This is a genomic window from Corallococcus sp. AB032C (assembly GCF_003668935.1).
Classification (GTDB): domain Bacteria; phylum Myxococcota; class Myxococcia; order Myxococcales; family Myxococcaceae; genus Corallococcus; species Corallococcus exiguus.
Map to the genome: position 1 here is coordinate 62,681 of NZ_RAWP01000041.1, position 11,239 is coordinate 73,919.

General features: G+C 69.3%; 9 protein-coding genes and 1 rRNA gene. 3 read left to right on the forward strand and 7 right to left on the reverse strand.

Annotated features, from left to right (window positions below; translation table 11 throughout):
• Nucleotides 1-123 precede the first annotated feature (123 nt).
• From tgt to D7X99_RS19825, 3 genes are read right to left on the reverse strand one after another with little or no spacing between them, the layout of a single operon-like run.
• Nucleotides 124-1,311 carry a tRNA guanosine(34) transglycosylase Tgt gene (gene tgt, locus D7X99_RS19815; protein ID WP_121779137.1) on the reverse strand — a complete coding sequence of 396 codons (1,188 nt, stop codon included), beginning with the start codon at nt 1,309-1,311 and terminating at the stop codon, nt 124-126.
• 5 nt (nt 1,312-1,316) lie between these two features.
• Entirely contained in the window at nt 1,317-2,405 is a 1,089-nt protein-coding gene (gene queA / locus D7X99_RS19820; RefSeq protein WP_121779138.1) for a tRNA preQ1(34) S-adenosylmethionine ribosyltransferase-isomerase QueA, read from the reverse strand.
• A gap of 51 nt (nt 2,406-2,456) precedes the next feature.
• On the reverse strand, nt 2,457-3,563 hold the full coding sequence (locus D7X99_RS19825; protein ID WP_121779139.1) for a SpoIID/LytB domain-containing protein: 1,107 nt from the start codon (nt 3,561-3,563) through the stop codon (nt 2,457-2,459).
• Between the two features lie 114 nt (nt 3,564-3,677).
• On the opposite strand from D7X99_RS19825, the gene D7X99_RS19830 reads away from it, so the two are divergent.
• The 3 genes from D7X99_RS19830 (at nt 3,678) to D7X99_RS19840 (ending at nt 5,242) form a co-directional block, all read left to right on the forward strand.
• Nucleotides 3,678-4,226 (forward strand): hypothetical protein, encoded by a 549-nt coding sequence (locus D7X99_RS19830; protein ID WP_121779140.1) that lies wholly within the window; start codon nt 3,678-3,680, stop codon nt 4,224-4,226.
• A gap of 38 nt (nt 4,227-4,264) precedes the next feature.
• Nucleotides 4,265-4,600: a hypothetical protein gene (locus D7X99_RS19835; protein ID WP_233613542.1), complete on the forward strand. Its 336-nt coding sequence runs from the start codon at nt 4,265-4,267 to the stop codon at nt 4,598-4,600.
• A 63-nt stretch (nt 4,601-4,663) separates the two neighbouring features.
• Nucleotides 4,664-5,242 carry a hypothetical protein gene (locus D7X99_RS19840; RefSeq protein WP_121779142.1) on the forward strand — a complete coding sequence of 193 codons (579 nt, stop codon included), beginning with the start codon at nt 4,664-4,666 and terminating at the stop codon, nt 5,240-5,242.
• A 30-nt stretch (nt 5,243-5,272) separates the two neighbouring features.
• On the opposite strand, the gene D7X99_RS19845 is transcribed toward D7X99_RS19840, so the two are convergent.
• The 4 genes from D7X99_RS19845 to rrf form a co-directional block, all read right to left on the reverse strand.
• Nucleotides 5,273-6,508 (reverse strand): KamA family radical SAM protein, encoded by a 1,236-nt coding sequence (locus tag D7X99_RS19845; RefSeq protein ID WP_121779143.1) that lies wholly within the window; start codon nt 6,506-6,508, stop codon nt 5,273-5,275.
• Nucleotides 6,508-7,878, reverse strand: coding sequence for a KamA family radical SAM protein (locus D7X99_RS19850; RefSeq protein ID WP_121779149.1), 1,371 nt, complete (start codon nt 7,876-7,878; stop codon nt 6,508-6,510). Before D7X99_RS19850 ends, D7X99_RS19845 begins: the two co-directional genes overlap by 1 nt.
• Before the next feature lie 116 nt (nt 7,879-7,994).
• Entirely contained in the window at nt 7,995-10,760 is a 2,766-nt protein-coding gene (locus tag D7X99_RS19855) for a protein kinase (protein ID WP_121779144.1), read from the reverse strand.
• A 371-nt stretch (nt 10,761-11,131) separates the two neighbouring features.
• Nucleotides 11,132-11,239: ribosomal RNA gene (gene rrf / locus D7X99_RS19860) — 5S ribosomal RNA — on the reverse strand; the annotation flags it as partial.

Here is an 11,239-nt window from a genome sequence, read left to right on the forward strand (position 1 = left end):
CTCGGGAAACCGGCCCCGACCCGGCGTACGGGTGGGGTCAAAACATCCGAAAGGGTGGCCTCTTAGCAAGGGCGCCCCATGTGAGCAAGTGAACGCCGGAAGCGCGGCAATCCCTTTGCCCGCTCACCGACCACCTTTGCGTTCGGCCTCCTGCGCCACGGCTTTGGCCCGGAAGTCCCGGGCGAACGTGGCGAAGCGGTCCTCGGCGATGGCGCGGCGCACCTGGGCCATCAGGTCCAGGAAGTAGTGCAGGTTGTGCAGGGTGTTGAGCCGCATCGCCAGGATTTCTCCCGCCGCGAACAGGTGCCGCAGGTAGGACCGGCTGAACGTGCGGCAGGTGTAGCAGGAGCACGCCGGGTCCACCGGCCGGGGGTCCTTGGCATAGGCCGCGTTGCGGATGACCAGCTTGCCCTCCGAGGTGAAGAGCAGGCCGTTGCGAGCGCACCGTGTAGGCAGCACGCAGTCGAACATGTCCACGCCGTGCTCCACGCACGTCACCAGGTCCAGCGGCGTGCCCACGCCCATCAGGTAGCGCGGCTTGTCCCGGGGCAGCAGCGGCGCCGAGTAGGCCACGCCCGCGTGCATGGCTTCCGGCGCCTCGCCCACGGAGTAGCCGCCCAGCGCGTAGCCGGGCAGGTCCACCGCGCAGATCTCCTCCGCGTGGCGCTTGCGCAGGTCTTCATGGAGGCCGCCCTGTACGATGCCGAACAGTGACGAGCGCTCGCGGCCCCACGCCGTCACGCACCGGTGCAGCCAGCGCGTGGTGCGCGCCAGGGACTTCTCCAGGTAGGCGCGGTCCTCGGTGGACGGAGGGCACTCGTCGAACGCCATGATGACGTCCGCGCCCAGCGTCTCCTGGATTTCGATGGAGCGCTCCGGCGACAGGAAGTGCCGCGAGCCGTCCAGGTGCGACTGGAAGGCGGCGCCCTCCTCGGTGATTTTCCGCTTCTCCGACAGGCTGAACACCTGGAAGCCGCCGCTGTCGGTGAGCATGGGCCGGTCCCAGGAGATGAAGCGGTGCAGGCCGCCCATCTCCCCGACGAGCGGCTCTCCGGGGCGCAGCATCAGGTGGTAGGTGTTGCCCAGGATGATCTGCGCATCCAGGGTCTTCAGGTCGTCCGGGCCCACGCCCTTGACGCTGCCCACCGTGCCCACGGGCATGAAGATGGGCGTCTCGATGGGGCCATGCGGCGTGTTCAGCCGGCCGCGGCGCGCCTTGGTGCCGCTGGCGTCTTCGTGCAACAGCTCGAAGCGCACCAGCCCCGGGGGCACGCGGGTATCGCCCTTCTCCTTGCGCTGCTCGTCGACCACGGCACTCACTCCTTCACCAACATGGCATCGCCGTAACTGAAGAACCGGTAGCCCGCGCGCACGGCCTCCTGGTACGCGGCGAGCGTGCGCTCCCGGCCCAGGAGCGCGCTCACCAGCATCACCAACGTGGAGCGCGGCAGGTGGAAGTTCGTGAGGAGCACGTCCACCTGGCGGAAGACATAGCCGGGCCGGATGAACATCGCCGTCTCGCCCGGGCCACTGCGAAGCCCGCCCGTGTCCGGGTCGGTGGCGGACTCCAGCGTGCGCACCACGGTGGTGCCCACGGCGACCACGCGGCGCCCCTCCGCCTTCGCGGCGTTCACGGCGGCGGCGGTGGCCTCCGGCACGGTGAAGCGCTCCGGGTGCATGTGGTGCTTGTCCAGCACCTCCTCGCGCACGGGGAGGAAGGTGCCGGGCCCCACATCGAGCGTCACCTCCACGCGCCGCACGCCCTTCGCCGCGAGCTTCGCGAAGACGTCCTCGGTGAAGTGCAGGCCGGCGGTGGGTGCGGCCACGGCGCCGGACGCGCGGGCGTACACGGTCTGGTAGCGCTCGGCGTCCGCGGCCTCGGGCTCGCGAGTGATGTACGGAGGCAGGGGCAGCCGGCCCGCCGCGTCCAGGAGGCTGGCGAGCGAGGCGCCCGGCGCCGCGTGGAAGCGCACCCGGTACTCCCCTCCCCCCAGGGCCTCCAGGACTTCGGCGGACAGGCCCCCGGCGAAGCTGACGGACTGGCCGGACTTGAGTCCCTTGGACGCCTGGCCCAGGCAGACCCACTCGAGCGACTCGGGAGCGCCACCGAGCGCGGCCGAGGTGAGCGTGGCCGTGGCGGCGGGGCGGACGACCAGCAGCTCCACACGGCCGCCGGTGCCGCTCTTCTGGCCCAGCAGGCGCGCCGGGATGACGCGCGCGTCGTTGAGGACGAGCAGGTCACCTTCACGCAGCAGGTCCGCGAGGTCGGTGAAATGCTGGTGGCTCCAGGCGCCGGTGGCGCGGCTGACGACCATCAGGCGCGACGCGTCCCTGTTGGGCAGCGGGGCCTGGGCGATCTGCGCCTCGGGGAGCTCGAAATCGTAGTCGGAGAGGAGGGACGACACGGGGTTGGCGCTTGTAGCAGCCCCCGCGCCCTCACGGAACCGGCGAGGGCGTCAGTAGAGCTGCTGGAACTCGGCGCCCGGGTAGTAGTGGGAAAGGATTTCCCGGTACGCCTTGCCCTGGTCGGCGAGGGCCTTGGCGCCCCACTGGCACAGCCCCGCCCCGTGGCCGAAGCCACGTCCGGTGAACACGTAGTTCTTGCCGGACGCTTCCACGTCGAAGTCCAGGCTCTTGAGGCGCGTGTAGCCCAGCTTGCGGCGGAACTGCACGCCGTCAACCACGGTGCCATCCGCCATCGACACGCGGGTCACCCGGTGCGTGGGCGTGCGGCCGGTGACGCGCATGCCGCCCGGCGGAGCCTTCAGCGCGCCGCGCAGCTCCGCCTCGGAGAGGGTCGCGGTCCAGCGGCTGGCGGGCAGCTTGCCGCAGGGGCAGTCAACGGGCTGCAGGTACGGCAGGTTTCGCTGGAGGGCGTCCTGACCGGACTCGGTGCGCCCGCCGCAGGAGGCATGGAAGTACGCCTCGATGGGGGCCAGGTCGTACGTGAGGACCTCGCCCCGGGTGGCCTCCACGGCGGCGCGCGTCTTGGCGTCCTCGCGGTTCACGCCGCCGTACACCTGGTGGAGCACGCTGCTGCCCATGTGGAAGGCGGCGCCATACGCGTCCAGCTTCTTCTGCAGCGCGTACGTCCGCGCGGCCACGGCCTGGGCCTTGAGGGCCTCCAGGGGGAAGGACACGGGCATCTCGCTGCCGAGCACCGCCGCGAGGTAGTCCTCCAGGGGGATGACGTTGATGAGCTGAAGGCTGTTCTTGAAGACGCGCACGACGACGTCGCCGCGCACCTGCGCGCTGCCCGCCTTGAGGGGTTCGTTGCCGGGACCGCCCGCGTCGGTGGCCTCCAGCCCGCCACGGAAGCGGATGGCATCCCCGATGACGGGAGCCCCGTTGACCTCCAGCTTGCCGTTACGGCGGCGCACGGTGGCCTGTCCCGCGGTGATGGCGACGAAGGCGCCGTCCTCGGCATCGGGGCCGAAGCCCAGGCCCCGGCCGCTCACGCGGACCTCGTCGCCGGGGTCGTCCATGGCAATGCGCATCGTCTCCACGGCGAACGCCCGCGACGACGCGAGCAGGAGCAGCAGCAGTGCCACACGTTGCAACATGGCCCAACAGTCTAGGGGCGGAGCGATCCGCCTCAAGAAATCGGCCGGGAGCCAGGACATCTCCCTGGTAGGAGCCCGCGAAAACCCCAGGCGGATGCCGCAGAATGGAGTCCAGTGACTGCCTCCGTCCCCGACGTCGCCCGCCTGTCCCCCGAGGCCCTCTCCGAGGCCCTCCGCGCGCTGGAGCCCCGCACGGCCGCCGTGTTGGTCCGCCGGCTCGTGGAGCGCCGCCCCCAGGCGGAGTGCGCGGCCTGGTACGGGATTTCAAGCGACGCCTTCTCGGTGCTGCTGCTCCGTTCGGCGGTGGCCCTGGCCCGTCAACTGGGCCAGCCCGCGAGGTCCCCGGAGAGCCCGGAGGAAGCCACCGCCTGGGAGCGCATGCTGGCCATGGCCGTGGAGAAGGACACCGCGCCCGTGCCGGTGCCGCTCGCGCCCGTGGCCTGGCTGTGCCGGCGGATGCATGCCCTGGGGCCCGAAGTGGAAGCCGCGTTGGACAAGGCCGCCCAGGCCGACGCGGACTCGCCCGGACGAGCGCGGGAGGAATGGCTGCGGAGGCTGGCCGTGGCCGCGCTCCTGGCCCTGACGGCCTGGCTCTACTGGAGCCGTCCCCCTGAACCAGAGCCCCGCCCCGAGCGCCGCATGCGCTCCCCCGAACGCCGCTGACTGGACGCGGCCACGAGCGGGCGCGTATGGGTAGGCCCATGAGAGCGATCCGGTCATGGCTGGCCCTCCTCACCACGGGAATCGCGCTGGCAGGCTGCGCGAAGCACGTGGACACCCGGGTGGCCGGGGACGACGACGCGACCATCGACGGCATCGAGGCCCGCCTCGACGAGCTCCGCGCCCGCGAGCAGGGTGACGACCTGACCTGCGCCGAGCAGTGCGACGTCTCCGCGCGGACGTGCGCCACGGCGAAGGAGCTCTGCGGCCTCGTGGAGCAGCAGGCGGACCGGGACGACCTCCCGCCGCGCTGCGCCAGGGCCCGCGAGCAGTGCGCGGGCGCGAACGACGGCTGCACGCGGTGTCAGGCGCCCTGAAGAACCCGCCATGCGCTGGCTCTGACTCCGTGCCTATGATGGGCCGGCTTGAGGAGCCTCCCCATGACCACCCGTCTCTCGTTGTTGCTCGCTGCCTCGTCGCTCGTTGTTCTGGCGACCCCTGCCCTCGCGGAGGAGGAAGGCCTGACGCCGGAGAAGGTGGCGGCCATCCAGCGCGATGAGTCCGCGGCCCAGGCGAAGGTGAACGAGGAGCACGGCAACCGGAAGCCCTCGGAGATGAGCAACGCCGAGCGAGGCCAGGCCATCCGCGACCAGCAGAAGGAGTCCGCCAAGGTCATGGAGAAGCACGGCGTCTCCGCGAAGGAGTTCGCCAGCTTCACGGCCCGGATGAACCCCGAGGACAATCAGCGCGTCGCCAACGAGGCCAAGCGGCTCGACGACAAGGCCAAGGCCGAGAAGGAAGCCGAGGCGAAGAAGCGCAAGGGCGACGGAGAGGTCCACATCCAGCAGGGCTTCAGCGACTCGGACCCCGTGGAGCTGGAGTCCGCGGACGGCGCGGAGCCCTCCGTCGACGTCGACGGCAGCCTGGACAGCTCGGCGGGTGCGCCGACCGTGGAGATTGGCGACAGCGCCGGCACGGCGAAGGGCATGAGCCGGAAGTCCTCCAAGCGCCGCAAGTAGCCCCGCGGCGCCCGGCACCCTCCGGGGCCGTCAGCGGCCTCGGAAGCCCAGCTCCCGCGACCGCGCCTGCCACACCTCGTCGTACGGGCAGGAGCAGTCCGTCTCCTCCGGCTCCGGGTACGCGTACGTCTGGCCCTTGTAGTTGCGGAACAGGGTCTCCCGTTCGCCGCGCTCGATGACGTAGTCGGGCTGGAGGGTGACCTTCCCTCCCCCACCCGGCAGGTCCACCGCGAGGTGCGGCACTGCGAGCCCACTGGTGTGCCCGCGAAGCTGCTGGAGGATCTCCAGCCCCTTGGCGATGGGCGTGCGCAGGTGCTCGCAGCCTTCCGCGACGTCCATCTGGTGCAGGTAGTACGGACGCACGCGGCTGCGCAGGAGCATGTGCGACAGCTCCTTGATGATGCGCGCATCCGAGTTGAGCTGCCGCATCAGCACGGCCTGGTTCTCCACCGGCACGCCATGGTCCACCAGCCGCTCACACGCCTCGCGTGCTTCCGGCGTCACTTCCTTGGGGTGGTTGAAGTGGGTGATGACGTAGACGGGCGCGTAGCGGCGCAGCAGGCGCGCCAGCGAGTCCGTGACACGCATGGGCAGCACCACCGGCACCCGCGTCCCGATGCGGATCATCTCCACGTGAGGAATCTCGCTCAGCGGCGCGAGCAGCGACTCCAGCCGCTCCTCGCTCAGCAGGAACGGGTCGCCCCCGGAGATGAGCACGTCGCGCACCTCGGGGTGGTTGCGCACGTAGTCGATGCCCCGGCGCATCTGGTCCTTGGTGAGCTCCGCCTCACCGCCCTTGGTGATGCGCCGCCGCGTGCAGTGACGGCAGTAGACCGAACACGTATCCAGGGCCAGGAACAGCACCCGGTCCGGATACTTGTGGACGATGCACTCCTCCGGGCGCGTCTTGTCCTCGCCGAGCGGATCCTCCAGCTCCCCGGGCCGCACCCGGGCCTCCGCGCGCGCCGGAATGGACTGCATGCGCACGGGGCACAGCGCGTGCTCCGGATCGATGAGGGACAGGTAGTAAGGGCTGATGCCCATCCGGAACAGCGAGGACGTCTCCTGCACCCCGGCGCGCTCATCCGGGGTCAGGCGCACGTGGCGCTCCAGCTGCTCCAGGTTGCGCACCGAGTGACGCTGCTGCCAGCGCCAGTCCGTCCACTCCGCGTCGGTCGCGGAGGGAAACAACCGGGCCCGCCCCTCGGCACTGAGCGAGGGACGGGGGGACGACTGGGGCGCGATGGCGCCCACGGAGGAATCCATTACGCCGCCTTGGGCTGATCCCGCCACCACGCCTGGCCGGACTCCGGCAGCGTGTCGATGGGATCGAAGTACTCGTACTTCCGATCAAGTGCGTCGGCGTCGTTCGCTTCCACGCTGGTGCGGTAGTTCTTGGTCCAGTAGGAGATGCCGCGCTCGCGGTCATACTCCGCCACCTGGTGGATCCACCGCTTCCCCACGAACGGCACGTCACAGACGATGCGCGGCGTGGCGAAGCCCGGCATGTAGCCCATGATGTCGTGCTGGAGCTTCTGCGCCTGCGCCACCGACAGCCGCCAGTGCTCGCTGTTGGGGATCATGTCGCACATGTAGAAGTAGTACGGCAGGATCTTCGCGTGGTCGAGCAGCGTGAAGCACAGGTCCAGCAGCGCCTTCGGGCTGTCGTTCACGCCGCGCAAGAGCACGCCCTGGTTGCGCACGTCGCGGAAGCCCATGTCGAGCAGCTTGCGCACCGCCTTGCCCACCAGCGGCGTGAGCTGCTGCGCGTGGTTCACGTGCGTGTGCATCGCCAGGTCCACGCCGCGCTCCACGGCCTTCTTCGCCAACCGGTCCAGGCCGGCCAGGACGTTGTCCTGGAGGAAGTGCTGCGGCAGCGCCATGAGGCCCTTGGACGCCAGGCGGATGTCGCGGATGTTCGGGATGTCCATCAGCGCGCTGACGAACGGCTCTAGCGCCTGGATGGGCAGGTTGGCGATGTCGCCGCCGGACACCACCACGTCGCGCACGGTGGGCGTGCGGCGCAGGTAGTCCAGCATCTGCTCGTAGCGCTCCTTCTGCCCCGTCGCGAACTTGTGCTTGGACACCTGCGGGACGTCGTTGCCCACCAGGTCCATGCGCGTGCAGTGGCCGCAGTACTGCGGGCACGTGGGCAGCATCTCCGCCAGCACCTTCGTCGGATAGCGGTGCGTCAGGCCCTCGACGACCCACATGTCCGCCTCGTGGAGGCTGTCACGGCTGGCGCGCGGGTGGTTGGCCCAGTCCGTGCGGCGGTCGGCGAGCGCCGGCAACATGTACTTGCGGACCGGGTCGCTCCACAGGTCCTCCAGGTTCATGGTGTTGAGCATCTGGGGCGGGACGAGGATGGACATCGTCGCCCGCTCCTTCTGGTCCAACTCCATGCTCGCGGCCAGGTCGTCCGGCAGCAGCGCCCCGAGCGTCGCCCGCAGCTCGCGCAGGTTCTTAACGGTGTGCTTGCGCTGCCACACCGAGCTCTCCCACTCCGCCGCGGTGACGTCCTTGTAGCCCGGGATGCGTCGCCAGTCGGGCTCCACGAACTCCTGGCGAAGGGGATAGGTGAAAGGCTGCTGCGCGGGGCCAGCGTCGGGCTTGCCTCGAGTGGACGTCATGCTCATGAACACATCACCTCAACGTAAGGAGCGTCGTGGGCGAGGCGTCATAGCCTGCCCCCTGACATCCCTGCTCAACAATCGCCAGGGGCACAAGATGCCCCATGGCGCAGTGCGTCCGTTCAATTCACCGGGACGTTGATGAGTTTGGCTACACCCTCCGCCTCGATGACCACCACCTGGGGCTTGGTCGACTTGCCGTTGAGCTTGAAGACGACCTTGTGCTTGCCCACCGGCAGTGAAAGCGGATTGCCCAGTGTCACGGGGCTCAAGCGACCCGTGTTCTTCCCATCCACCCAGATTTGAGCGCCCGTCGGCGACGTGCTGCAGGCGAACTTGCCCATCGCGGCAGCGGCGGGCTTCGGCTTCGGCTCCGGAGGAGGCTTCGGGGTCGGCGTCACGGCCACGGGAGGAGGCTTGGGCTTCGGCTCCGGAGGCGGGGGCTTCGGCTTGGGCTCGGGCGGCGGCGCTTCCTCCACCATGTCCACGGCGACACGCACCTCGGTGTTCCCGCTGGACGTGAAGTCGCCGGAGAACGGCTTGAAGCCCGCGCGCTTCGCCGTGAACGTGTACTTCTTGCCCACCTCCAGGTCGCCAAGCTTCGCGCCGGGCAGCTTGCCCAGGGACTTGCCGTCGACGGTGATCTCCGCACCCTCCTGTCCTTCGAACAGGGCGGTGAACGTCTTCGGCGCGGGAGGCTCGACAGGCTTGTCCGGGGGCGTCTCCGGCGTCGTGGGCGGAGGCGTGTTGTCCACCACGGGCGGAGGCGTGGGCTCTGGCGGCTTGGGCTCCGGCGGCTTCTGAGGCGGCGCATCCACCTTCAGGCTGAGGAGGATGGGCGCCGCGGCCTGGCCAGCGGTGACCTCGATCTGCTGCGTCACGGGCTGATAGCCCGGAGCCGAGGCGGTCACGTTGTGGATGCCCGCGGACAGTTCGATGACCTGGTTGGCGTTCACGGCCTCACCGTCCACGAGGACGGTGGCGCCCACGGGCGCGACGAAGTTCACGGAGCCCGTGGAAGAGCCACGGACCACGAAGATCACCGCGACAATGAGCAGCAGGGCCGCGCCCGCGGCCATGCCGATGATGGCGGGCTTGGGCAGAGGCTTCTTCGGTCCAGCGGGCGCCTTGGCCTTCTGGACCTTGGCGGCCGGGGCCGGCTTCGCCATCTTGGAAGCCTTCTGGGGGATGGTCGCCGGACCGTCGGCCTCGTCGTCGTAGGGCGGCTCTTCGGCGTCCTGCCCTTCGTCTCCGTAGTCCTCCTGGCCGTCACCCTCGTACTCGTCGCCCTGGTCGTCGTAGGCGCCGTCCGGGTCCTCCTCGGCCGCCTGGGCGCGCAGGCCGTTGTGGCGGGAGCCCACCGGGACGGTGATGTTGCCCGTGGTCTCCTCTTCCTCGGGATCCAGCACGGGGGCCGCCGAGCCACCACGAGAGCGCGAAGGCGGCGCCGTCGGAGCCGGACCAATCATGGTCGCGCCCGCGTAGGCCTCTCCGCCCTCGTCCCCGATGATGACCTGGGACTTGGGACCACTCTTGCCCTTGCCGCCTCTTCCTTCGTCCTGTGCGTAGGGAGAGGCGCTCGTGTGGTGCCCGGCCCGATCGATGGGGTTTTCCGAACGACCGGTGATGCTGTCGTCCACGACGACGCTGCTGTCCGCGATCCGCGTCTCCGGGGCGCGGAGCGCGTGCGTGGAGTCAACGATCTGCGTCTTGTCCGCGGCGCCATCCATCTCCGCCAGCTCTTCAGCGCTGGGAGGCGGGATGTAGCCAGGCGCGGGCTGTGCGGGCGCAGTGGAGGCGCGGCCCACGGGAGAACCGGTGGCCGAAGGCGCTGGCGACCTCTTCTGCGCGGTCGCCCGGGGGGGCGGGGCCGCCGGAGGAGGCAGCGTCACACCCGAGTGCTCGATCTGGTCCGGGCGCTCGACGGAGGCGTAGCGCTCCATCTTCTCAGCCTCGCGGAGCATGTCCTCGGCGAAGGCCTCCTTCATGAAGCCGGACAGGTGCTTCGACGAGTAGATGGCGTCCCCCGCGAGGAGGAAGCGCATCAGGTCCTCCTGGAGGTCCGAAGCCCACTGGTAGCGGTCCTCGGGCTCGCGCGCGAGCGCCTTGAGGACGACCTTCTCCAGACCCGCGGAGATGTTCGGGTTGAACTCGCGCGGCAACGGGATGTCCGCGTTGCGCACCTTCTCCAGCGTGGAGAAGTCGGACTCGCCCACGAAGAGCTTCTCGCCCGTGAGCATCTCGTAGAGCAGCACGCCGACGGCGAAGACGTCGCTGCGCCGGTCGATGGGCATGCCCCGGACCTGCTCCGGGCTCATGTAGCCGAACTTCCCCTTGAGGATGCCGGCCTGCGTCTTCTGCGAACGGTTGGCGGCCTTGGCGATGCCAAAGTCGATGATCTTCACCTCGCCTTCGTACGAGACGAGGATGTTCTGCGGAGAGACGTCGCGGTGGATGATGTGCAGGTCCTGGCCGCGCGCGTCCTTCTTGCGGTGCGCGTAGTCCAGGCCCTCGCACATCTTGGAGACGATGAACACCGCCTGTGCGGTGGGCATGATCTCCTTGCGACGGCGGTAGCGCTCCAGGAGCGTGCGGACGTCACGGCCCGCCACGTACTCCATGGCGATGAAGTACGTGTCCTCGTGCTTCCCGAGTTCGTGGATGTGCACGATGTTGGCGTGGTTCAGCTGAACGCTGATCCGCGCCTCGTCGATGAACATCGTGATGAACTCGTCATCCTCCGCCATCGTCGGAAGGATCTTCTTGATGGCGAGGATGCGCTCAAAGCCTTCGACGCCAAAAGCCTTCGCGATGAAGACCTCGGCCATACCGCCGACGTTGACGCGCTCAAGGAGCAGGTACTTCCCAAAGAAGGTCGGCTTCTTCATCTCGCGGGGCTGCCCGGCGCCGGCGAGTACGGACCGCGGCAGGCGGTGCGCAGACCGGGGGGAGCAGTGACTCTAGATCCAGAGAGAACGGCGGTCAAACATCCACGGTGACGCGATTCCCCAACGAATCCGAGAACTTGGCCTCCCCACGCCCCAAAACTGACCCACCCGCCTTCCCGCGTCACTCCAGCATCGCCTACCGCGAGCGCAGGCTGCGGCACACGCCGGGCAAAATCGAGCCACGCGCACGGGCACCAAGAGCCCCCGGCGAGCGCGTCGCAGCGCTCAAGCCAGGTGCGCGGCGGCCCGTGACACAAGCCCGCAAAGACAAAGCCCCTGGCGCCTTGCGGCACCAGGGGCTTTCAAAAAGAATCCGGCAGCGACCTACTCTCCCACGCGGTTTCCCGCGGAGTACCATCGGCTCTGGAGGGCTTAACTTCCGTGTTCGGGATGGGAACGGGTGTGACCCCTCCGACATT

Excerpts from the sequence above, each read along its gene's own strand:
- D7X99_RS19840 (WP_121779142.1), top strand. The coding sequence starts at position 4,664 with ATGACCACCCGTCTCTCGTTGTTGCTCGCTGCCTCGTCGCTCGTTGTT.
- D7X99_RS19825 (WP_121779139.1), bottom strand. The coding sequence starts at position 3,563 with ATGTTGCAACGTGTGGCACTGCTGCTGCTCCTGCTCGCGTCGTCGCGG.
- D7X99_RS19855 (WP_121779144.1), bottom strand. The coding sequence starts at position 10,760 with ATGAAGAAGCCGACCTTCTTTGGGAAGTACCTGCTCCTTGAGCGCGTC.
- D7X99_RS19845 (WP_121779143.1), bottom strand. The coding sequence starts at position 6,508 with ATGGATTCCTCCGTGGGCGCCATCGCGCCCCAGTCGTCCCCCCGTCCC.
- D7X99_RS19850 (WP_121779149.1), bottom strand. The coding sequence starts at position 7,878 with ATGAGCATGACGTCCACTCGAGGCAAGCCCGACGCTGGCCCCGCGCAG.
- D7X99_RS19835 (WP_233613542.1), top strand. The coding sequence starts at position 4,265 with ATGAGAGCGATCCGGTCATGGCTGGCCCTCCTCACCACGGGAATCGCG.